The 21519-nt window shown below is 46.9% G+C and carries 20 protein-coding genes, 1 pseudogene and 1 riboswitch; of the genes and pseudogenes, 6 read left to right on the forward strand and 15 right to left on the reverse strand.

The features are described from left to right. Window positions 1-99: 99 nt before the first annotated feature. Window positions 100-477, reverse strand: a complete 378-nt coding sequence (locus tag C3B52_RS17560; protein ID WP_103107702.1) for a Spx/MgsR family RNA polymerase-binding regulatory protein — start codon at window positions 475-477, stop codon at window positions 100-102. Window positions 478-760: 283 nt separating this feature from the next. Here C3B52_RS17560 and C3B52_RS17565 point away from each other — a divergent pair, with 283 nt between their 5' ends. Beyond that, entirely contained in the window at window positions 761-1459 is a 699-nt protein-coding gene (locus C3B52_RS17565; RefSeq protein ID WP_103107703.1) for a helix-turn-helix transcriptional regulator, read from the forward strand. A gap of 114 nt (window positions 1460-1573) precedes the next feature. Then, window positions 1574-1840: a DUF2626 domain-containing protein gene (locus C3B52_RS17570; protein WP_103107704.1), complete on the forward strand. Its 267-nt coding sequence runs from the start codon at window positions 1574-1576 to the stop codon at window positions 1838-1840. Between the two features lie 50 nt (window positions 1841-1890). On the opposite strand, the gene C3B52_RS17575 is transcribed toward C3B52_RS17570, so the two are convergent. Next, window positions 1891-3009 carry a class I SAM-dependent methyltransferase gene (locus C3B52_RS17575; RefSeq protein ID WP_103107705.1) on the reverse strand — a complete coding sequence of 373 codons (1119 nt, stop codon included), beginning with the start codon at window positions 3007-3009 and terminating at the stop codon, window positions 1891-1893. A 131-nt stretch (window positions 3010-3140) separates the two neighbouring features. On the opposite strand from C3B52_RS17575, the gene C3B52_RS17580 reads away from it, so the two are divergent. Beyond that, the gene (locus C3B52_RS17580; protein ID WP_103107792.1) at window positions 3141-4214 is read left to right on the forward strand and encodes a coiled-coil domain-containing protein; all 1074 of its coding nucleotides are present in this window, start codon (window positions 3141-3143) and stop codon (window positions 4212-4214) included. Between the two features lie 14 nt (window positions 4215-4228). Here C3B52_RS17580 and C3B52_RS17585 read toward each other — a convergent pair whose 3' ends face one another. Together C3B52_RS17585 and C3B52_RS17590 are read right to left on the reverse strand one after the other, a co-directional pair. After that, window positions 4229-5488, reverse strand: coding sequence for a CapA family protein (locus C3B52_RS17585; protein ID WP_103107706.1), 1260 nt, complete (start codon window positions 5486-5488; stop codon window positions 4229-4231). A gap of 92 nt (window positions 5489-5580) precedes the next feature. Continuing rightward, the gene (locus tag C3B52_RS17590; RefSeq protein ID WP_103107707.1) at window positions 5581-6228 is read right to left on the reverse strand and encodes an MBL fold metallo-hydrolase; all 648 of its coding nucleotides are present in this window, start codon (window positions 6226-6228) and stop codon (window positions 5581-5583) included. 62 nt (window positions 6229-6290) lie between these two features. On the opposite strand from C3B52_RS17590, the gene C3B52_RS17595 reads away from it, so the two are divergent. Beyond that, window positions 6291-6794, forward strand: a complete 504-nt coding sequence (locus C3B52_RS17595) for a hypothetical protein (protein WP_103107708.1) — start codon at window positions 6291-6293, stop codon at window positions 6792-6794. 77 nt (window positions 6795-6871) lie between these two features. Here C3B52_RS17595 and C3B52_RS17600 read toward each other — a convergent pair whose 3' ends face one another. The 7 genes and pseudogenes from C3B52_RS17600 to C3B52_RS17630 form a co-directional block, all read right to left on the reverse strand. Next, the gene (locus C3B52_RS17600) at window positions 6872-8689 is read right to left on the reverse strand and encodes an ABC transporter substrate-binding protein (RefSeq protein ID WP_103107709.1); all 1818 of its coding nucleotides are present in this window, start codon (window positions 8687-8689) and stop codon (window positions 6872-6874) included. Window positions 8690-8748: 59 nt separating this feature from the next. Continuing rightward, entirely contained in the window at window positions 8749-9732 is a 984-nt protein-coding gene (locus tag C3B52_RS17605; RefSeq protein ID WP_103107710.1) for an ABC transporter ATP-binding protein, read from the reverse strand. Continuing rightward, complete coding sequence (locus C3B52_RS17610) at window positions 9729-10712, reverse strand: ABC transporter ATP-binding protein (RefSeq protein WP_201264904.1); 984 nt, start codon at window positions 10710-10712, stop codon at window positions 9729-9731. Before C3B52_RS17610 ends, C3B52_RS17605 begins: the two co-directional genes overlap by 4 nt. A 3-nt stretch (window positions 10713-10715) precedes the next feature. Continuing rightward, window positions 10716-12221: pseudogene (locus C3B52_RS17615) on the reverse strand (ABC transporter permease). Between the two features lie 13 nt (window positions 12222-12234). Further along, complete coding sequence (locus C3B52_RS17620; RefSeq protein ID WP_103107711.1) at window positions 12235-13707, reverse strand: ABC transporter permease; 1473 nt, start codon at window positions 13705-13707, stop codon at window positions 12235-12237. Between the two features lie 306 nt (window positions 13708-14013). Next, window positions 14014-14550, reverse strand: a complete 537-nt coding sequence (locus tag C3B52_RS17625; RefSeq protein WP_103107712.1) for a hypothetical protein — start codon at window positions 14548-14550, stop codon at window positions 14014-14016. Between the two features lie 74 nt (window positions 14551-14624). Continuing rightward, window positions 14625-15071 carry a hypothetical protein gene (locus tag C3B52_RS17630; RefSeq protein ID WP_103107713.1) on the reverse strand — a complete coding sequence of 149 codons (447 nt, stop codon included), beginning with the start codon at window positions 15069-15071 and terminating at the stop codon, window positions 14625-14627. 208 nt (window positions 15072-15279) lie between these two features. Between C3B52_RS17630 and C3B52_RS17635 the strand changes: the two genes are divergently transcribed. Further along, on the forward strand, window positions 15280-15759 hold the full coding sequence (locus C3B52_RS17635) for a DinB family protein (RefSeq protein ID WP_103107714.1): 480 nt from the start codon (window positions 15280-15282) through the stop codon (window positions 15757-15759). A gap of 336 nt (window positions 15760-16095) precedes the next feature. Here C3B52_RS17635 and C3B52_RS17640 read toward each other — a convergent pair whose 3' ends face one another. Then, a complete protein-coding gene (locus C3B52_RS17640; RefSeq protein ID WP_103107715.1) occupies window positions 16096-17430 on the reverse strand; it encodes a PhoH family protein in 1335 nt (444 codons plus the stop codon). 204 nt (window positions 17431-17634) lie between these two features. Between C3B52_RS17640 and C3B52_RS17645 the strand changes: the two genes are divergently transcribed. Further along, complete coding sequence (locus tag C3B52_RS17645; RefSeq protein WP_103107716.1) at window positions 17635-18255, forward strand: YhcN/YlaJ family sporulation lipoprotein; 621 nt, start codon at window positions 17635-17637, stop codon at window positions 18253-18255. Window positions 18256-18298: 43 nt separating this feature from the next. Here C3B52_RS17645 and C3B52_RS17650 read toward each other — a convergent pair whose 3' ends face one another. The 3 genes from C3B52_RS17650 to C3B52_RS17660 all read right to left on the reverse strand — a co-directional run bounded on the left by C3B52_RS17650 (window position 18299) and on the right by C3B52_RS17660 (window position 21406). Continuing rightward, window positions 18299-19486, reverse strand: a complete 1188-nt coding sequence (locus C3B52_RS17650) for a trans-sulfuration enzyme family protein (RefSeq protein WP_103107717.1) — start codon at window positions 19484-19486, stop codon at window positions 18299-18301. After that, window positions 19483-20646, reverse strand: coding sequence for an aminotransferase class I/II-fold pyridoxal phosphate-dependent enzyme (locus C3B52_RS17655; RefSeq protein ID WP_103107718.1), 1164 nt, complete (start codon window positions 20644-20646; stop codon window positions 19483-19485). Before C3B52_RS17655 ends, C3B52_RS17650 begins: the two co-directional genes overlap by 4 nt. Window positions 20647-20740: 94 nt before the next feature. Further along, a riboswitch (SAM riboswitch) is annotated at window positions 20741-20864 on the reverse strand. Between the two features lie 83 nt (window positions 20865-20947). Continuing rightward, window positions 20948-21406, reverse strand: coding sequence for a pyridoxamine 5'-phosphate oxidase family protein (locus C3B52_RS17660; RefSeq protein WP_103107719.1), 459 nt, complete (start codon window positions 21404-21406; stop codon window positions 20948-20950). Window positions 21407-21519: the final 113 nt, after the last annotated feature.

Here is a 21519-nt window from a genome sequence, read left to right on the forward strand (position 1 = left end):
AGTGGAAGGTTATTCTTGCTAAATCAGGGTGCAGATACGAAACGTTTATACTTTCTGATTTAGTAAGAAAAAAAGAGGAGGCCCAAAGCCCCCTCTTCTTTATGACAGCAAATTTTTCATTGCAGATGAATTGAAGCCAACGATCAAGTTTTCGCCGTCCGTGAGAATCGGGCGTTTGAGAAGCTGTGGCTCTTCACTCAGCATTTCCAACAGCTCTTTTACGGACATGTCGTTAATGTCCACATCCAGGTTTTTAAAACGTTGGCTTCTCGTGGACAAAATCTCATCCAGTCCATTCGAGGTCATTTTGATAATATCAAGCAGCTCTTCTGCTGTTGGTGGATTTTTAAACAAGTGACGCTCTTCGTAATTCACTCCGTTCTCTGCCAGCCATGCTTTGGCTTTCCGACAGGAAGTGCAGCTCGGATACGTGAAAAACGTTAATTTTTGAGTATGTGTACGCTCAGCAACTGCCATCGGTTACCCCTCCATCTCATCTATACAATCTCGTTTGAACGATTACAGGTGTTGCTAAAAACGATTCCTTATGTTGGAAGCAAACACTTGCAAAAAGTTAGCTAATAAAAAAACCTTCCTTAATTCGGATTATAAATCTGTTATTAACACTATGTCAATAGTAGTTAATCTAAAAACTAGGCGAAAATTACTTATATATAGACCTCTTGCACACTCTAACCTTAACAATCTTAGGAAAATCGGATACACTTATTATGATTTGTCTAAAGAAGGGGGTACTAGCATGGATTATGATGCGCATAAGTTGACCAGTGCTTTAGCTGACCCCACCCGTTTTTCCATTTACCAATTCGTCGCATACAGCAAAGACCCAATCACTGTCCAGGAAGTAGCTGACCACTTTTCGATCCATCCTAACGTGGCAAGGCTGCATTTAACCAAACTGGAGGATGTCCATTTGCTTACAGCCGTTACGGACAAAAGTGGCAAAGGTGGACGACCCAGTCGATTGTACTCACTGTCTGACCAAGTCGTGAGCCTACAGTTTCCACCCCGTGACTATCAGCTGCTGGCCGACATCGCGATTGAAAGTCTGCTCTCGCTAGGCGAAGCGGGTAAAGCCGCTTTGATTAATATGGGACATCGTATCGGTACAGAGATGGCAAAACGGGCGGTTGCCCAAAGCGGAATTCAGTTAAAAACGGCCACTATGGATGATAAGCTGAATTTGATTCACCGCCTTGTCGTTGCACAAGGATTGAAGCCTGACATCGAGGTATTATCAGATGGCGTACTACGTTTCCGTGTAAATAACTGCACGTTTTCTGATTCAGCCAAAAAATATACAAGTTCTGTATGCCATATGCACAACGCCCTTTTGATGGGAATATTCGAAACGTACTTGGGGAAAATTGAATTACGTGAGGACGAGTCCATGCTTGGTGGATGTAGGTCATGCAACTATACGGTGATTCAATACTGATCAGGAAGACAAAAATACGTCATACCTTAACCGTTTACACACATTCGCCCGTCCTATATAATGGGGTAGGAATCTTGTAAATCTTACCGTTCTATGCAAAAAGGGGGGACAAAAATGGATCGTATGTATCGCGTTCTTGGTTTCTGGACCATCGTAATCGCGCTGATGGCGTTCTGGGGCGGTTTGTACCCAATGTCGCTCATCTTCTTCGGTCTGACTGCTTTCTTCGTAGCACTCAGCTACATGAGCTTGACTGAAAGAACGTACTTAAACATCTTCTTCGGCTTCATGTTCGTATCTTTCGTAGGTTTCACGTATTATACGTTCTTCATGATGCCAGTTGGACCACAAGAACACGCTTTCTTGCAAATGATCTTGTAAAGAAAAAAGATGCTCTCTCACGGAGCATCTTTTTTGTATGGCTCTTTCCTTTATCGGAATCGCAGAACAACGCTCTCGTCAACTTCCTTGGCTTGGACCATGACGCGAAATCTCCCCCCTAAGCCAGCAGGGTCAATCAATTGCTGGATAGCACGGTTTCGTTTCATTGCCGGGCTTCTGAATGGATCGGTATCCATGTGAGACACAGCCTTTTCCAGCAGTCCATTGCGCATCAAAAAACGATCCTGTCGCATGTAGGCCCACTCCCGCAGTCCAGCCTTCTCGCCATGCTTGCTCCAGTCTGAAAAGTTGACGTGTGCCGTAATGTCTTGTTTTCCTATGTGAATATATGGATTATCATGTGCCTGATGACGATAATAACACATCAGTGTTCCTTGCTTGCGGCTTTGATGATACAAATCCTCCTGCAAGTCACCGTAATCGATAGTAACCACAAACCCTTTTTTCAGCAGGCGCGAAACATGCCCCGCAGCCTTTTCCAATTCCAGATTGACCTCGATTCGCATTCCTGCGGCTAGCCTCATCTCCAATGCTTCCAAATACCTTCCCAGCTCAGGAGTGACCTCTCTACATTCCTCAATAAATTGGTCCTCCTGCTCTGTCACCCACACTTCCTCCCAGCCCGTCTTTTTCTTCTCGGCGATATGAACCGGAAAAGCATCCAGCCATTCATTGGACAAAATAACACCTTCTATTTGTTCCCTTCCTGCTGCTTCTTCCAAAGATGAATACCATTTTTTCGTAACCGGATGATTTTCAAGCGCTTCTTTTTGGACCTCACGATGATAGGGACTCATCTCAATCATCATGACCGTCAGCGTCTCGTACAGCTCTGGCACGATGTCACGGATACGATCCAGCATGTGTCTGCATTGCGATCCTGTCCCCCCACCGATTTCTACAAGAGTCGGCGCAGTTATGTTACTTGCTTGCCACATATGTATGACGGCGTCTGCCAAGGTTTCAGCAAATACAGGGTGTACCGACGCACTTGTATAAAAATCCCCTTCTTTTCCGACTTTAGGCTTGTCCGACATGTAGTAGCCATAGGAAGGGTGGTAGAGAGCCAGTTCCATATATCGTGAAAAGGGAATGGCTTGCCCGGGTTGCTTCTTTATTTCCTCTCGAATCAGCGTATTCAAGTCCATTGGTCTCTTCTCCTGCTATCCAAATTCAAGCTATTAAGGCTATAATACGAAAAGAAGTCATACAATGTGAAAGAGATAAAGAGATAAGGGGTTCTCGAACGGTTCCCATCATGAAGGCAAAAGGTGAAAATATGCGCAAATTCCTGCTCATCCTGTTGCTTCTTGTATGTCCATTGACCGTTTTCGCTCAGGAAGAGACATCCATTCCATTGGAGCAGCTGATCTTGCAGCAGCATTTCACTCAAAAAGAGCTGGAACGAACACTGACGCTGATCAAGGCAGAAGAAACGCGGACATACGGGGAGATCGCACGGATTGATCTTGATCTGCAGCGCCAAAAGCTTGTCATTGAAGCCATGCAGCGCCACGCAGGTGAAGTGGCCAGAGCCTATTACACAGGTGAACGTGCCAATCTTCTGACCCTATTGTTAAATGCAGAAAATTTCAATGAGTTTCTGCTCATGTTTGATTTTATCCAGATCTTATACGAGCATGATATGAATCGGCTGGAGGCATACCAAGCAGAACGTACAAAATTGACTGCGCTCCAGGTTGACAAGCAGGGCCGCTTAACCCTCTTACGGGATACTCGGAAAAAATATGAAACACAATTAGCGGAAATGCTTGCGATTCAGGCTGAAAAAGAAAAAAATGTGCAAAAGCTGGACGACCCGACTACGGTAGAGGCTCTCATGGACCATCTCATTGCCGATTGGGAAAAACGTGGCTTGCCCGCCTTCCAAACCTTTTTCGGTATGCTGGCAAAGGTCATGGTTCAGGTTCCAGAGCTCGCTACACCAGACCGCATCCAGTCTGACGGTCTATTTTCACACACCTTGACCATCAAGCAGGATGATTTTAACCAGTTTTTGGTTGCCAAAGACGAGCTCTTTAAGCAATCGCGCTTCTCTTTTGAAGAAAACAAATTGATCGTCGAAGGTACATACGACCATATGGAGCTGCGCCTCGTCGGACAATATGAGCTCGTCTCCCCTACTCAGTTGAAATTTCACATTACGGAGCTAGCCTTCGACGGATTCGCCCTGCCGCCATCCACCATCGAAGAAATGGAAAAGGCGTATGATCTTGGCTTCTATCCCGAGCTCATCTCCCCGAACATTCAGGTAGAGGGCATCACGATGCTCAACGAAGAATTAAAGCTGCAGCTAAAACTGAATCTTCCATTTGGATTTGGAAAGAAATAAGGCCAGCTCATTTGTCAGCTGGCTTTTTTCTTGGAAACAATCGTGTTTACGTGCAGAGGCATTTCTTTTTGCAACTGCTTCATGTAGTTGATGGCTTCCTTTGTCAAGGTAGGAAACTTCTCATTGTTCTGAAGCCTTTCGAGTGTTTGCGGTACGGGATAAATGACATAATTGCGTTTGCCGTTCTTGCGATAAAAATGAACGTAGGTCGGGATCATTTCAGCCTCTTCAATGCTCGCTTCGCCAGCCTCGCTTTTGTGCAAGGTAAGCCTCAGAATTGCGCCAACGTCTTTGTAATCCCATCTTTGTGCCGAAATGAAATTACCCAGTGAGTAAGTAATCAAGCCTTTATGCTGGCGTCCATCCTCCAGCGTGACCGTTTTCCACTCATACGGCTGAACGACATGAGGATGCGCACCTAAAATCAGATCGGCACCATAGGTGAGACATAGCTCCGCTGTCTTCTTTTGAGCATCATTTGGAAAGCGTTGATACTCTTCGCCGAAATGAAGGGCAACAGCAACGAGATCGGCACCTCTTTCCCGTGCCCTTGCTATGTCTCTCTTGATCAGCTCCGGTGAAATCAAGTTAATAAGATAGTCCTTGCCTTGTGGAATCGGAATCCCGTTTGTCCCATACGTATAGGAGACGAGCCCCAGCGTAAAACCATCTTTATGGATAAGCAATGGTTTGTCACGCTCCTCGGGACTTGCAAAGGTCCCTGTGTGCAAGATACCGGCTTGATCCAGATACTTGATTGTCTGGAGGACTCCCTGCTCTTTCCGATCGAGCGAGTGGTTATTCGCAGTGGATACAGCCGTAAACCCTACCTCTTTCAAAGTCGGGGCAAGTGATTCTGGCGAATTAAACATTGGGTATCCAGTATATCCTGCTCCACTTCCACTCATGGTTGTTTCCAAATTCCCAATAACCCAGTCCGCTTCTTTAAACAACGGCTCCACATGGGTAAAAAAAGGTCTGAAATCATACGCTTTCGTAGCGGGATTCCAGGCTGCGTCCATTTGCTCCTGGTGTACCATGATATCGCCAACGGCCATGACCGTGATTCGCTGTTCAGGAAAACGGGAAGGAGGATCGACCTGTGCTGTCTGGTGATTGGATTGCACAGATGGGGCGGGCTCGGAAGACGGTACTACGTTTTGAGCAGGAGCCTTTGAGAGCTGTTCCTGTTTGGCAACTGGCGGAACACACCCAGCTGCACTGGTGCACCCAAGCGCAACAACTAGCGCCCATAAACACCATCTTGTCCTCATAACTCGTAGCTCCTTTTTTGTTGTGACCCCTTCCTTTTCGCCACCTATCTGCGATATCCTCTTCCTATCTCAAAAGAATCCCCTCATAAGAACTAACGTAACAGCCCTGTCACAAATGGATTGAACGTCTTTTCGTGATCGATCGTCGTTTTAGGTCCATGCCCCGGATATACAATCGTCTCGTCGTCCAGCTCAAACAGTTTGTCTTGGATGCTCATCATCAAGGTTTCATAGTCTCCACCAGGTAAATCAGTACGTCCGATGCTTTGGGCAAACAGCACGTCACCACCAAAGCAATGCTGCCCGATTACAAAAGAGCAGCTTCCTGGTGAATGTCCTGGCGTGTGCAGAACACGAATCGTAAAGCCTGCCAGCTCAAGGATTTGCTCATCGCGCAGCTCATACTCGGCACGCTCACAGACAATAGGCTGCGGCAAATTCCAGCGACTAGAACCGTTCAAATCCGGATTGGTCAGCCACTCCTGCTCCAGCGGATGAATGTAGACAGGTGCTTTTGTCAGCTCTCTTACTTGATTGAGGCCACCGATATGGTCGAGATGGGCATGTGTCAGCAAAATAGCTACTACTTGCTTTCCTGCAAGTGCTTGTAACAAGCTCGCTGGTTCCATGCCGGGATCGATGACAATCGTCTCATTTGTATTCGGATTCGTTATGACATACGCATTCGTTTGAAATCCTCCGAGCGCAAAGGCTTGAATGGTAAGTTGTTGGTTGCTCATAGGAACCTCCCTGATTTTTTGATACGATAGAGTAAATTTCGATTGTACGAGGTGAAACGTGTATGCGCCATATGTACGGTGTGGAGCTGCAAGTACCGGCTGGCAAACTGCCGGGCTTCTATGCTCAAGTCATACATAAAATCGGTGATCATGTCAATGTCTTCGACCGGGATAAACTGCTTTTTATCGTCGAAAATGAGGAAGAGTGCGAAAAGCTGGAAGCCATTTTAACGAAATCCTCGATGCTTGGCGACATTCTTCCTCTCCTGCAGCTTCCATCATCCACGCAGCTGAAACAGCTGGACGATTTTGGCTTTGTCAGTCAAAATGAGCATCTGTATGTCTACGCTGAGCGCGTCGCTTTATTCACTATTACTACAGGCGCAGGCTCTGAGCAAGATCGATGGGCAGCCTCTGAGCAGTTGCAGGAGCATCTGCTCGGAACCATCCCCCAAACGGCTGATGAGGCCCCTGTATGCTTGATTGACAGCAGCTTGACAGAGCTGGCAGATGGCATCGCACGTGCGTATCAGACAAGCCTTACCTGGTTGTATCGTGAATCTTGAGCTTTCCCATTTTGACTGAGAAAAAACGCCTGCTCCCTTATCAATAGGGGTAGGCGTTTTTGAGTAGCTGTTATTTCTTACTTGCTCTCAGCATACTTTTTCAAGTATTCCTTCACTTTGTTTGAATCTGCTTGCAGCTCCAGTCCTGTTTTGACTAATGGCGTCAAGGTAGAGGATGCTTTGAATTTATTGTCATTATACGTTTTAATCAATTCCTCCTGATTAATCGCATACAGGACAGCTTTTCTCAAATCTTCGCTCTTGGATACCTCTCTGTTCTCCAGGTTGAACAAAAGATAGGCTACTCCGTTGCTTTCGAGTGTTTGCAGCTTGAGCTTGCTATCATTTTGCACTAAATCAAACTTCGTTTCGGGTATGCCGTAGTACACATGAATTTCGCCACTGCGGAGAGCTGCGAGTGCACTGTCCGCGTCTTTTATGAAGCGCACAACCACCTTGGAAATTTTCGGCTCGAATTCAGTCCCCTTTCGATACCCAGGGTTTTTATAAAAGACAGCTTCGTAGTCATTTTTATAGGAAAGGATGTACGGTCCGCTTGCAGCAAGTGCATTGTTATAGGTAGCCCCTTCTGTTACTGTCGACTGGTCCCCGTAGGAAATATCCTTGTTCACATCATATTTTGCCACGTCAAATGTATTGATGCTCTCTACCTGCTTCTTGGAAACAATCCCTGCCGATTGATGCGCCAAATAGTTCAACACCTGCGGGAATGGTTTTGTCGTCGTAAGCTTGACCACCTGGTATTTCCCTGATTGATTGTTCACATCCGCTTTATTACTTGTAAGTTCATGAATTGGCGCCTTTAATCCTTTTTCAAGCGCTTCTTTGATCGTACCTCCAGCACCGGATTGTTTTACTGTGGACAGGACGGTTGGATCTGTAACGAGCTCGACATTTTGAATATGCTCGTGCAGGCTGTATGTGCGATGGTCGGGAACTGCATCCTTGTTTTTCGCGCGGTTCAGCGAGAAAATAACATCCTCGGCTCCCACTCGCTCCCCGGAATCAACGGCTAGCTTATCCTTGATCTTGGCGAAGCTGATATCATCGCGCAGCAGGAAGTAATAGTCCGAATTCCCCTCAGCAATCGCATAATTGTGAGATAGGGCACCCTCAGATGTGATTTTGTCATCATCGGTGAGATTCACCAGACGGACATACATATTTGTATTCAGCATATTGATGGAACCATCATTGCCTTTGATCGGGTCCAGCGAGGTCAAGCTCGATATCGCTTGCTGCAAAATTAATGGGTCCTTATCCCGCTTCGATTCATCGACAAAATCAATCGCTTCCCACACCATCGATCGGGATTTGGACAAACGGACACTGCTCTCTTTCAGCACGGTATGATTTAAGCCCTGGCTCTTTAACGAAACATAGAGCGGTGCAATATACGCTTTATCAAAAACGAGGCGCTGTTCCAATTTTTCATACGTCTCTTTATACTCCTCAGCTGTTTGCGAGGCCGCTTTATCAATCAGCTCGTCAATCTCAGGATCGCTGATCGGTCCCTTGTTATAGTCGCCTCCTGTTTTAAACAACGATCTGACCGCATAGTCGGGATTGCCCGTTACCGTCGTCCAGCTGGATATTGCCACGTCATAGTTCCCTGCCTTTTCCTGAGCCGTGTAGCTGCCGAAATCGGGTTGCAGATTCAGCTTTACGTTAAATCCTGATTTGGATAGCTGGTCGCGAATGACGTTGGCATCTGTTTCGTCTCTGCTCTGCGTTAGCAGCACAATCTCAACTGGCTTTTGCACACTCGGCTCTTTGCTATCCTCCTTGACTACATCCTTCTTCGTAGCAACCTCGCAGCCCCCAATCACTAGCAAGGTACTGAGCAGTAGTGCGGATAATCCTTTCTTTTTCATCTGAAATCCTCCCTGACCGTATGATGTCGCGATAAAATGAACCACTTAAAAAATGAGAATTAATGATAGTGAATCAGTCCTTGTGCCAGCTCTTCCACACGATGGCAGGCGACAAAATGCTCTGTCTCGACTTCCTTCCATTCTGGATCTTTTTCTAGACAGATGCCCTGTGCAAAAGGACATCTCGGAGCGAATCGGCAGCCTTGCTGTGGATTGATTGGCGATGAAATCTCCCCTTTCAAAATGATTTTGTCTTTCTTGTCCAGCACGTTGACAGAAGGGATCGCCGACAAGAGTGCCATACTGTATGGATGAAGCGGCCGCTTGAAAAAAGTCGATTTCGTTGCCTTCTCAATGAGCTGTCCCAAATACATGACACCCACATGATCTGAGATGTGCTTGACGACCGACAGATCATGCGAAATAAACATATAAGTCAGTCCCAGCTTTTTTTGCAGTTTCACCATCAAATTGAGGATTTGCGCTTGAACGGATACGTCCAGCGCGCTGACAGGCTCATCACACACAATGAAGCTGGGGTTGATCGCAAGTGCTCTGGCAATGACGATCCGCTGCCTGCGTCCCCCGTCAAATTCATGTGGATAAGAATTGCTGGCACTCTGCGGCAGCCCAATCAACTCCATCAGCTCAGCTACTTTTGCCTTTCGCTCCTTGTCTGACTTGTAGATGCGAAAAAAGGTCAACGGCTCCTCAATAATTTGGGAAACGGTCATTCTCGGATTCAGCGAAGCATATGGGTCCTGGAAAATAATCTGCATATGCTGCCTCATTTGCCGCATTTCCTCTTTCGAAAAGGTTGTGATGTCCATTCCTTTAAACAAGATTTTGCCTGCTGTCGGCTCATGCAGTCGTAGTATGACGCGTCCGAGTGTACTCTTTCCGCAGCCGGATTCCCCGACAATCCCGAGCGTCTCCCCCTGTTTCACGCTAAATGACACGTCATCTACGGCATGCAGCATGCCTTTTGGAACCGCAAAGAGCTTTTTTACATGCTTAATCTCCAGTAAATTTTGTAAGCTCATGCCCTCACCTCATCTCGTACCTGGAGATGACATTTACTCAGATGCAGCTCTCCCTGCATCTTTGGTGAACTCGTTTCGCAAATGTCCATCTTATATTTGCAACGGGGATGAAAGAAGCAGCCTGTGGGTAATGCAGCGGGATTGGCCGTACTTCCTTCGATCTGATAAAGCATCTCCTGATCTTCCTCCAGCTTGGGGATCGATTCGAACAGTCCGATCGTATACGGGTGCTTCGGATTGGTATACACCTCTTTAACAGTGCCAATTTCAACGATTTCCCCCGCGTACATGATCGCTACCCGATTGCAAGTCTGGGCGACTACTCCCAAATCATGGCTGATCAATATCATGGACATGCTGTATTGCTCTCGCAGCTGCTTCATCAGCTCGAGCACCTGCGCCTGGATCGTTACATCCAGAGCAGTCGTAGGCTCGTCTGCGATCAACAGCTCGGGGTTGGATAGAAGAGCCATCGTGATCAGTACTCTCTGCTTCATCCCCCCGGAAAATTGGTGCGGGTAATCACTGTAACGATCCGCTTTTACCCCGACGGTTTCAAGTAGCTCGATGACCTGCTTTTTCGCTTCCGCCCTGCTCACTTTTTTATGGGTCATGACTGCTTCCGTCAGCTGGTCACCGACACGCATGATCGGGTTGAGTGCCGTCATAGAATCCTGAAAAATCATAGAGATGCCATTTCCGCGCAGCTGTTTGTTTTCTTTTTCTGTGTTGTGGATCAAGTTTTTCCCTTTGTACAAAATCTCGCCGTCCACAATGATCCCCGGCGGGTCAGGAATGAGCTGGATCACGGAAAGCGCAGTTGTCGTTTTGCCCGCTCCCGTTTCGCCGACAATTCCTAGGCTGTCTCCTTTTTTAAGCTTCAGGTTCACGCCATTCACTGCTTTTACTACACAGTCTTCTGTCACGTAATGGACATGGAGGTTTTTGATTTCGAGTATGTTTTCCACTGTCTCACCCATCTTCTATTTCAGCTTTGGATCCAAGGCATCTCTTAGTCCATCTCCAAAAAAGTTAAACGATAGCACCATTAAAATAATTGCGATGCCTGGATAAACGGCCAGGTATGACTTCGATTCGAGATACGCACTTCCTATTTTCAAGATGTTTCCCCACTCCGGAATATGAGGTTCCACACCCAGTCCCAAGTAGCTCAGGCTGCTCGTGGAAATGACAGCTATTCCAATCGTTAAGGTCGCTTTGACGATGACCGGTGCCAACGAATTCGGGATGATATGCTTGAAGATGATCGCGTGGTCCTTTGCCCCACAAGCTCTCGCTGCCTCGATAAACTCGAAGTTGGACACGCTAAGTACCGTAGCCCGCATCGTCCTCGCATATGTAGGGATGTATCCGATGCTGAGAGCGATAATCAAATTGGTCGTATTCGCTCCAAAGGCAGCGACGATCGCAATGGCGAGCAGCATGCCAGGAACTGCATATAAAATGTCCAGCGCTCTCATGATGAAGTTATCAACGTACTTGCCATAAAAGCCGGATACGGTACCTAACAATCCACCTATGATTACTGGGATTAATGTCGTCAAAATACCGACTAGCAGAGAAATTCGCCCCCCGAAGACGATTCGAGAAAATACGCATCTGCCAAAATCATCGGTTCCAAACGGATACTCCAGACTTGGCGAAAGCAACAAGGTTTAATAGTTGTTCTCGACGGCAAGCGAATATTCAAAAGTGAAATAGCTGCAAATCGATAGCGAAAGCAGAATGGTAATAAAGAGAAGACCAAGTGCCGCCATCGCGTTTCGAAACAGTCTTCGGACAATATCCACCCAGGTGACAAGAACTTCCTTGTTGCCATGCCTGATTTTGTGCAACAACATGAGTCCTAGCAGCAGCGAGAACACATTGCCTGTGGCCGCAGTCAGAATCAACAAGTACGCAAGTGGCAGCAAAATCCTTGACACATCGCCATTTTTTACAAAAAGACCGATTAGTATCATCGCTACGATGTGCAGTACACTGACCGACAGAAGAATCCCCATCCCCAAGAGGAACAGATCCGCAACATATGGCTTGAACAGATTCAATGCCGAGATCAGGATAATACAAATGTTCGTCAGCGCCATGTAGATGGATAGCATGTACTCAATTGATTTTTCTTTTTTGATGATGTCAAGTGCTGCAATGGCAACAAAAATATTTCCTGTCAGCAAGGCGATTATAAGCGAAAAGCCAAAGATCCTGGTTGTTGCTTGAATCGTATTTCGCTGTATGATATCGCTTCGGATTTTCGCTGAAACGAGTAGCTGTAGTATTCCGAACAAGAGATAAATTCCTGCCAATATAAGAAAAGGTATCGATACCGTCCGCTCAAAAAGATCATAGCCACTAAGTCCAAACAAAATGGCCAAAACGATTGATGCCGATGCGGCAAAATTCGAAAGCTTGTATTCCTGAAAAGCTTTTAGCTTGCGTTTGGTCGCTCGTTTTTCGTAGTGTGTTCTCATCCATGCACCTGCTTTAGTAATCACTTATTTTGGAACGAATTCGGGGATCAAGAAAGGTGTACAGCAAATCGACAATCAGGTTCACGATCGAAATGGTCACGGCCACATAGATCACACCCGCCAAAATTCCCGGAATATCCGGAATAAATTGTTTATCGACGATGTAGCTGCCTATCCCGTTGATATTAAATACTTTTTCCGTTACGGCAGCCCCGCCAAGCATACCGCCGAACTGCAAGCCAATTACGGTAACGATTGGTATAAGCGCATTACCCAACGCGTGCTTCAGGATCACTTTTCTTTCACTCAATCCTTTTGCTTTGGCTGTCACGATGTAATCCTGATGAATCACCTCAAGGGTAGATGATCTCGTCATTCGAGCAACCGAGGCTGCCAGTCCCGTTCCTAAAACGATCGCTGGATTGATGACCGACAACCAGTTGTCCGGATTAAAGGTAGCCGGGAGCCACTGTACCTTGATCGAGAAATATAAGATGGCGACCAGCCCCTGCCAAAAATCAGGGATCGATAGTCCGAGCAGCACAAGTACCATAAAGCCGTAATCTAAGAAAGAATACTGTCTTGTCGCTGAAATAAGTCCCGACGGTATCGCCATCAAAATAGCGATGATCAATGAAATCACTGTCAGTTGAAGCGTAATCGGCAGCTTGCGAATAATCTCTGTCGATACCATTTCATTTCCAGCAAACGATTTGCCCAGATCAAACGTGACGAGCCCTTTGAAGGAATTCCATAGCTGGATGAGATAAGGCTGATCCAGTCCATAAACCTGATTAAAGTGTCGCAGCTGCTCTGATGTTGCGGTCTGCCCCAAAATGTTCGCTGCAGGGTCCAAGGGGGATAAATACAAAATCGTAAACACCAGAAAGGTAACTCCAAAAATAACAAAGACCATCATGACTAGGCGATCAAACACATATTTCAAATACGGCTTGCTATAGATGTAAATGAACAAATACATCAAGACTCCGGGGATCATAGACGCTGCAAAAAACAACGGATGATTAATCAGCTTGGAAAACGTACTGCCGTATGTAACTTTGCTGATCCCGGCAGCTTTCATCGCGTCATCGACTTTTTTTGTCACCTCATCTTGAAACAACCTCGCTGCCAGCTTTTTCGTTTCTGCTTGCAGCTTGCTTTCGTTTACCTCTTTATTGAAAAAGATGTATTTGGTTGTGAGCTCAAAGCGAATATCCGCAGTTAGCTGTTTTTCTACTCCTTCTTCGCATAAACGAAGCTTGGTTTCCTCTCTCCATTTGAGAAAGGGGTCGGATCGCTTTTGAATGAAAAAGACAGCTGCCACAACCAGGTTGATTGGTAATCCGGAAACGAAAAGGAGTATTTTGTAGAGCTGATTCTTCAACATTTTTTCATAGGTACGGCCAATCCGGTATCGAACACCTATAGCATCTCTTGCTTTCAGCTTTTCCTGTGCAATACGCCCCGTGTTGATATATGCCATACGACAACCTCCAAATGCGCGTTTTAGCGGAAAGTTTCCATGCGCTCCAGAATTTATCAGCTTCATGCTTAAAAATTTTTATACGTAAAAAAAGACAACAAGAAACAAACCTCGATCAGTTTGCTTCCCGTTGTCGGGTCAGCCCCATATATTCAAGTAGAGTGCATACACAAAATTCATATAATACCTAGTTGTTTAGTATGAATTATTTGCACTTGACTCATTTTATAAAAAACATCGTCAACAGTCAATACCTAGCAAAAAAAACCGTCTTCCTCCATTCATGGAAAAGAAGACGATCTGTAATTACAGATGATCAAATCGGAACCAGACAACCTTATTATCGGCAATACCAAAGTTGGCCATGTACTTGCTGCCTTTGTACACGACTTCCTTTTCTCCGGTTGCATCGCCATACAGCTTTTTCATTTCGTCGCTGCTGGCGTACATCGCCAAGCCTCTATTGGTCTTGAGCACTTCCGCGTCTTCCTTTGCAACGCCACCTAGCATAATCGATTGAAGCACGCCTTTTTTCACTTTGACGATCACTTGGGTGCGATTCACAAGCAGCATGCCCATCACTGCTTCACCCGCTCCCGATGCCATCTCCTCCACCGTGTAGCTCTCTCTGGATACCATGTCCATAAAATCAGCCTTGTTTGGCTTTAGCTGCTCCATCGCTTCTTTGATGTTTTGACCTACATAAATACCGTTGATGCCATACTCCTTTTGATTCTCAGGATCAAAAGAGTCTGCCATCCCATTCTGCGAGGAACAAGCAACCAGCATCATAACGGCTAATGCGAAAATTGCCATTATGTGAAGCATGTTTCTACGATTCATAGCGCTCACCTACTCTAGCCCGGTATGTACACCGCTTATCTTACCTTACCCATAAGCTAGGAGCAAGGAGAGTCTTACTCTCGTGGGCCGCTAACCTTTTGGCGGGGGCGATTGGGGGGCTGATTGTTGCTCACGTTTTGTTTGAAGCCTTCTAAAATCTTCAACAAAGAGGCAAAAAACGGAGAGCCAAAAACCGCTACAATTCCCCAGAGCCACGTACCGACTTGCCAGGAGTTTTCCACATAGGCAGAAGCGGCACCAGTCAGGATTAGAGCCGGATCCAAGCCGAGCATCCCAAATATTCCGCTCGCTGCTACAACAGAAATAAGCAGATTAAAAAATCGTTTGTGATGCATGAGTCTCGCCGCGTGATTGTGATCTTCCCAGCAGTCGTTTCTCGCTTCATAATCTGTAGATAAAAAAGGGATGACAGACTTGCAGGCTTCTGTTACTCCTGCGGCAGCACTCGATACAGCTGTAATATAAATTAAAAATGCGATAGAAGAATCCAGAGTGACCATCTTTTCCCCTCCCCTATCATCATATATATGGAGAGACGAGGACAACTTGCTTAGAAAACATGGCTGCACCCTATGACCTTGGCGCAGCGTGGTTGCATTCATTTCTGGTGCGAATTTTCTAAAAAGTAACTACATCCTGTTCCCGACTAGCCTGTTTTGCTGTAACATGAGAATGGTATTCTACATAAAGGAAAGGTGGTCATTTTCCATGCAAGATCAAGCATTCATTTGGAATCAGTACGATTTGATTCGTGGTATGACGGTAGCTATGCTCGCAAGCATCGACGAAGAAACTGCAGATATCATTCCGGACAATTTTAACAATAACATCCGCTGGAACCTGGGACATATCCTTCTATGTCAAGATTTCCTGTTGTTTGGCCCTGCGGGAGTACAACTGCCACCAGCTTATGGTGCCTTGTTCGCTCCTTCCACCAAACCCGCCAATTGGCAAGGGGATATTCCTTCCTTGGAGACATTAGGTGCTCACTTGAAGGAACAGCCAGCTCGCATCAAGGAAGCATTGCAGGATCGATTGAATGAGCCATTGCCGCAACCATTTCAATTGGGTGATAAAGGCACCATTTACACCTATGGCGAAATGCTGACCTTTACACTATTCCATGAAGGCATGCATATGGGATGTATTTCCGGATTACGCAAAGGAATCGCTGCCGGTTCCAAATAGATTAGCCCAGGACGTGGGAAACATTTCCCGCGTTCTTTTTTTGTCCATACCAAAGCCTTGCAAAATGGAAAACCGCTCCCAAGAAGGGAGCGGTCCTTTGTCGAGCCCAATTGCTTTTATGGGGTTCTACCGGTTATTCTCTTTAGCACTTCAACCTCCATAGTAGAGAAAAGTTATCTAAAGGAATCGGTTTTCGCCATCGCGACTTTCGTCGACTGCTTGATCATCGTTATCCACGGATCTTCGCCTCCTGCAAGGCTATGCGCCGGTTTAACATGAATCATCGGGCTCGACAAAAACTAGTATGAACCGTTTTTTAAAATATATACACGCCGCTTACAATAAATCCGCAGCGAGCTGTGCGAGTACGCTGCGCTCCCCTTTTTCCAGCCGGATATGACCTGCTAGCTTTTGGTCCTTGAACACTTCGACGACGTATGTCAACCCGTTGTTGCTCTCGTCCAAATACGGATGGTCAATCTGCTCCGGGTCGCCCATCAAGACGATTTTTGATCCGTCGCCTACGCGAGTCAAAATCGTTTTGACCTCATGCTTGGTCAGATTTTGCGCTTCATCGATGATGATGAATTGACCTGGAATGGAGCGTCCACGTATATAGGTCAAAGCCTCTACCTGCAAGCTCCCCATTCCCGCAAGTATTTTATCCAGATCGCCAGGACGCTTTGTGTTGAATAAATATTCCAAATTATCATAAATCGGTTGCATCCACGGCCGCAGCTTCTCTTCTTTTTCGCCGGGCAAATAACCGATGTCTTTTCCTAATGGAACGATGGGACGTGCCACCAGCAGTTTTTTGTATTTTTGCTGATCCTCAATTTGCAGTAAACCTGCGGCCAATGCCAGCAGGGTTTTTCCTGTTCCGGCCTTGCCCGTCATGGTGACGAGCGGAATGTCATCCCGAAGTAATAATTCTGTAGCCATACGCTGTTGCACGTTGCGGGCTCGAATTCCCCAAATCGGATCATCATCTGACACCAGCATCTCCAATGTCTTCCCATCATTGTCTACCTTGCCGATTGCCGATATGGACGGGTTTAACTCATCCTTTAGCACCAGAAATTGATGGGGGTAAAAACGGTAACGAGGGAAACAGGAGGCTAACTGCAGCTTTCTTGTTGTGTAGTACGTCTTGATGATCTCAGAAGCCACCATCATTTTTTGATACCCTGTGTAAATACTGGAATGCTCACCGACGACTCGATCGGAAAGAAAATCCTCTGCGGAAATATTCAAGGCATCGGCTTTGACCCGCATCAAGGCGTCCTTGCTGACGAGAATGACAGGACGAGGCTGCGGAGCCAAATTCTCTTCTTCCTGCAAATTCAGGGCAACCGCCAAAATACGGTTGTCATTCGTCATCTCTGTAAATTGCTTCTGCAGCTTGTGCAGGGAGGAGTGGTTCAGCTCTACCCGGAATAATCCGCCCGTCTCCAGCGTGATTCCGGTATGCAAGTGCCCCAGTTCCCGAAAGCTGTCCAAAAGCCGCGATACGTACCGAGCGTTGCGGCCAATTTCATCCATGTACCTCTTCTTGGAATCGACTTCTTCCAACACCACAGCGGGTATGACAATCTCGTTGTCAGCGAAGGAAAACATCGCCCGTGGATCTTGCAGGAGTACGTTGGTGTCCAGTACGTAGATTTTCTTCAAAATCTCGCCTCCTAATACCCATCTTATATACCCTATGCAATTTTTGGAGGGATGCTCAAGTGTGGCGACGTGATGTACTAAAGTCTATGTTCGGTGTCCCACAGATAGACGGACCATTGGCAGAATGAAATGAGACAGGCAGGAACACAATACTTGTAACCCTGCCCTCCGAAGTTCAAGGAAGGCAATTTTGGGAAAGGGAGAATGCCTGTGAAACGGATTGTAATCGGCTGCCTCGGTGCTTGCTTGCTGCTAACTGCATGCATGTCGAGCAATAAACCACCGGCGAATCAGGCTGCGCCACAGCCCAACCAGCAAGCGCCACATACTCAGCGTGTACAACAGACTGCCCCCGAGCCACAATACAATCAATCTTCTCAAGCGACAGCTGATCGTCTCGTACAGCTGGCCACTCGCGTCAAAAAAGTGCATGGCGCTACCGCTGTCGTGATTGGTAAAATGGCTGTCGTCGGGATTGATGTAGATGCTCATCTCGATCGTCCAGAAGTCGGAGTGATCAAATACTCCGTTGCTGAAGCCCTCAAGGAAGATCCTCAAGGCGCAAATGCAATCGTCACTGCTGATATTGACATTGTGCAGCGACTGAAGGAAATGTCAGCTGATATTCGTCAGGGACATCCTATCTCCGGATTTGCTGAAGAACTGGCGGATATTGTGGGTCGCATCATTCCTCAGCTGCCGCGCAATGTCCAAAAGAAGGAAGAGCCTACTACGAAGACAAATGAACAGCGAATGAACAAGGACGGAAAAGCAACCCCGCATGGAAATGACAAGATTAACGTTAATCGTGGGACCACACCTTGATGTCTTGGTTGTTCCTGAAAAAGAAAGAGGCATTCCCCTCAGGCTAAGCCCGGGAGAATGCCTCTTTTTCTTCCTCTATTTTTTGGAGTGGCGGCAGATTTTCCAATGCCTGCTTCAAATCTTCAATCAAATCATTGACGTCCTCGAGGCCGGCAGATAGACGGATTAATCCATCGGTAATTCCACGTGCTGCCCGCTCTTCTGCTGGCATCGCCGCATGTGACATGGTCACAGGATAGGAGAGAATGGTTTCGACAGCTCCAAGGCTAACAGCCACAATGGGGAGCTTCACCCGATCAAACAATGCCTTCGCCCGCTCACGACTCCCTACATCAAAGGAAAGCACGGCGCCATGCCCGCTAGACTGACTCGCTTGTACCTGGTGTCCAGGATGCTCCGTAAGGCCTGTATAGTAGACGCTCGTAATTTCAGGATGTGCCGAGAGCCAATTCGCCAGCTGCTCTGCTGTGTTTGTACTGACATCCAGTCGGGCCTTGAGCGTTTTCAGTCCTCTCATTACGAGCCAGCAATCCTGCACGCCAAGAATGGCTCCCATGCCGTTCTGAATAAAGTACAGCTGTTCTCCCAGCGCAGCATCACGAGTGACAGCCAATCCGGCGACTACGTCGCTATGTCCGCCGATGAACTTGGTCGCGCTGTGAATGACAACGTCAGCACCTAGCTCCAAAGGGCGCTGGTAGTATGGAGTCATGAATGTATTGTCTACAATGACCAGCAAGTCATGTTGTTTAGCAATCCGGCATACCGCTGCTATATCTGTCACCTTCAAGGTTGGATTCGACGGGGTTTCCAGATAGATTCCTTTTGTAGTTGGGGTAATCGCCGTACGAACTGCTTCTGTTTGGCTCGCGTCTACAAAAGTCACGGAGATGCCCATTCTCGATAATACCCGGGTTAAAAACCGGAAAGTCCCGCCGTAAACATCCTCCGCCACTACCACATGGTCACCTGCTGAGAAAAGCATGAATACACTGGATATTGCAGCCATCCCCGAGGCGAAAGCAAAGCCTCGTTCTCCCCCTTCTAAGCCTGCAATCGCTTCTTCCAGAGCAGCTCTGGTTGGATTGCCCGAGCGCGCATAATCAAAGGTTCCTGGTTGGTCCAGGTCTGCTTGATGAAACGTAGACGCCTGATAAATTGGGACGGACGATGCACCCGTGATCGGATCGAAGCATGAAGTACCATGTAATACCTTGGTAGCAAAGTTCATCGTAGCGCCCCCCCTACAACAAGGCTTGCATCCAATGCTTGCGTCAGATCAGCAATCAGATCATCCGGATGCTCAATCCCTACCGACAGTCGCAATAGCCTGTCGCATACCCCCACATATTCCCGTACCTCTTGCGGAATGTCCGCGTGTGTCTGTGTCGTAGGATATGTACACAACGACTCTACACCGCCCAAGCTCTCTGCAAAAGAGACAATTCGCAAATTTTGTAAAAACAGTCCCACCTGTTCAACCGACCTTACCCGAAACGATACCATGCCACTAAATCCGCTTGCTTGACTTTTTTGCACGTCGTGACCAGGGTGTTCAGCAAGCCCCGGATAAAAGACCTCAGCAACTGCCGGGTGCTCTTTGAGCTTGGCGGCTACAGCAAACGCATTTGCTTCATGCCGCTCCATGCGCAGAGCTAGTGTCTTCATTCCACGAACCAAGAGCCAGCTATCTTGTGGTCCGAGCACAGCTCCAATGGAATTATGCAAAAACCTCATCTTTTCAGATAACTCCGCTCCTTTTGTTACAATCAAGCCTGCTAGAACATCATTATGTCCTCCCAAATATTTCGTTGCACTGTGAAGCACGATGTCCGCTCCCAATTCGAGTGGGCGTTGACAGTAAGGAGTCATGAATGTATTGTCTACAATCGCCAATAGCTCGTGATTCTTTGCCAGCTGTACTACTTCTCGAATATCTGTTATCTGCATCAACGGATTCGTAGGCGTCTCTACAAAAATGGCTTTTGTTTCCGGACGAATCGCATCCGCTACTTTTTGGATGTCTCGCAAATCTACATACGTAAATGTCAGCCCATATCGCGAGAGCAGCTGCTCAAACAAGCGATAGGTTCCGCCGTACAAATCGAGCGATACGATCAGGTGATCACCTTGGGAAAACAAGCCCATAACGGTATGAACAGCAGCCATTCCAGATGCACACGCGAAGCCGGCATCACCTGCTTCTGCTTCGGCAATTGTTACCTCCAAAACCGAGCGGGTTGGGTTGGCTGTACGGGTATAATCGTATCCGGTACTCTGTCCCAAGGATGGGTGGCGATAAGCGGTAGCATAATATACCGGAAAGTTCACCGCCCCTGTCTTTTCGTCTTTTCCTACGCCTGCCTGAACTAATTTTGTTTCCAAATGCATCTAATTTCTCTCCCTCCAATGGTGTTCGAGGGGCATGAAAAAAGCCCCCTTTCCTCTGAAAGAAGGCTTTGATTACGTTTCCGTAAGCAAGACCTTCTCATCTTTCAGAGTTTGAATAACTCTGCAGGAATTAGCACCATTATCTCCCTGTATCATGAATACAGGTGATTGGTTGCCGGGCATCATCGGGCCAGTCCCTCCGCCGCTCTGGATAAGAAGATTGCTATTCAATTTGATTGCTTAATACTAACGGATAGTCCTCTTTGTTGTCAACAAGATTTTCCACAATGCTTTTTCATGCTTACTTTGCGTTTTTAAGTGCCGTCATTACTTGGTTATCCAGCTTTGCCGCCGCATTTTTATCGTACGTTTTTTCATATTGCGGTTCAACGGAAATCCGGGAACCATAAAACATGATGTCTCGGATCGTTTCAATCGTAATCTCAACCATCGCAAGCTTGAGAGGAACCTCTTCTAAACGCTCTGTTTTGAGAACAGCTTTTCCGTTAATCGCAAACGAAGAGCCTGCCCCGATCAGATGAAGTACCACCTGTGGTTCCTTTGCAATGTTTGTCAAAATACGAGAACGATTGTCCACAGCAAAACGGATCGACTCAACATTCGGGGCATAGGTCCAAGACAAGGAGCTGAGCGACGGTGCACCCGATTCATGGTCAATTGTACCCAAAGTAATGAAACGCTCCTGTTGCAAGAGCGCAAATAATTCTTCAGATAATGATCGGGAAACAGTTTCAGCCATTCCGATCCCTCCTTGCAGTGTTTTGTATACCTATTGTACCTCCCTGCATGAGGATAGGCAAACGTTACCTCGGTCCCTTGATTCTAGCAACACATTTCCCTTAAACTGGTAGA

The organism is Brevibacillus reuszeri (assembly GCF_002897295.1).
In the GTDB taxonomy this organism is placed as follows: Bacteria; Bacillota; Bacilli; order Brevibacillales; family Brevibacillaceae; genus Brevibacillus; species Brevibacillus reuszeri_A.

Excerpts from the sequence above, each read along its gene's own strand:
- C3B52_RS17650 (WP_103107717.1), bottom strand. The coding sequence starts at position 19,486 with ATGAACTTTGCTACCAAGGTATTACATGGTACTTCATGCTTCGATCCG.
- C3B52_RS17625 (WP_103107712.1), bottom strand. The coding sequence starts at position 14,550 with ATGAATCGTAGAAACATGCTTCACATAATGGCAATTTTCGCATTAGCC.
- C3B52_RS17595 (WP_103107708.1), top strand. The coding sequence starts at position 6,291 with ATGCGCCATATGTACGGTGTGGAGCTGCAAGTACCGGCTGGCAAACTG.
- C3B52_RS17600 (WP_103107709.1), bottom strand. The coding sequence starts at position 8,689 with ATGAAAAAGAAAGGATTATCCGCACTACTGCTCAGTACCTTGCTAGTG.
- C3B52_RS17655 (WP_103107718.1), bottom strand. The coding sequence starts at position 20,646 with ATGCATTTGGAAACAAAATTAGTTCAGGCAGGCGTAGGAAAAGACGAA.
- C3B52_RS17565 (WP_103107703.1), top strand. The coding sequence starts at position 761 with ATGGATTATGATGCGCATAAGTTGACCAGTGCTTTAGCTGACCCCACC.
- C3B52_RS17635 (WP_103107714.1), top strand. The coding sequence starts at position 15,280 with ATGCAAGATCAAGCATTCATTTGGAATCAGTACGATTTGATTCGTGGT.
- C3B52_RS17620 (WP_103107711.1), bottom strand. The coding sequence starts at position 13,707 with ATGGCATATATCAACACGGGGCGTATTGCACAGGAAAAGCTGAAAGCA.
- C3B52_RS17660 (WP_103107719.1), bottom strand. The coding sequence starts at position 21,406 with ATGGCTGAAACTGTTTCCCGATCATTATCTGAAGAATTATTTGCGCTC.
- C3B52_RS17560 (WP_103107702.1), bottom strand. The coding sequence starts at position 477 with ATGGCAGTTGCTGAGCGTACACATACTCAAAAATTAACGTTTTTCACG.
- C3B52_RS17605 (WP_103107710.1), bottom strand. The coding sequence starts at position 9,732 with ATGAGCTTACAAAATTTACTGGAGATTAAGCATGTAAAAAAGCTCTTT.
- C3B52_RS17610 (WP_201264904.1), bottom strand. The coding sequence starts at position 10,712 with ATGGGTGAGACAGTGGAAAACATACTCGAAATCAAAAACCTCCATGTC.
- C3B52_RS17645 (WP_103107716.1), top strand. The coding sequence starts at position 17,635 with ATGCCTGTGAAACGGATTGTAATCGGCTGCCTCGGTGCTTGCTTGCTG.
- C3B52_RS17570 (WP_103107704.1), top strand. The coding sequence starts at position 1,574 with ATGGATCGTATGTATCGCGTTCTTGGTTTCTGGACCATCGTAATCGCG.
- C3B52_RS17585 (WP_103107706.1), bottom strand. The coding sequence starts at position 5,488 with ATGAGGACAAGATGGTGTTTATGGGCGCTAGTTGTTGCGCTTGGGTGC.
- C3B52_RS17590 (WP_103107707.1), bottom strand. The coding sequence starts at position 6,228 with ATGAGCAACCAACAACTTACCATTCAAGCCTTTGCGCTCGGAGGATTT.
- C3B52_RS17580 (WP_103107792.1), top strand. The coding sequence starts at position 3,141 with ATGCGCAAATTCCTGCTCATCCTGTTGCTTCTTGTATGTCCATTGACC.
- C3B52_RS17575 (WP_103107705.1), bottom strand. The coding sequence starts at position 3,009 with ATGGACTTGAATACGCTGATTCGAGAGGAAATAAAGAAGCAACCCGGG.
- C3B52_RS17630 (WP_103107713.1), bottom strand. The coding sequence starts at position 15,071 with ATGGTCACTCTGGATTCTTCTATCGCATTTTTAATTTATATTACAGCT.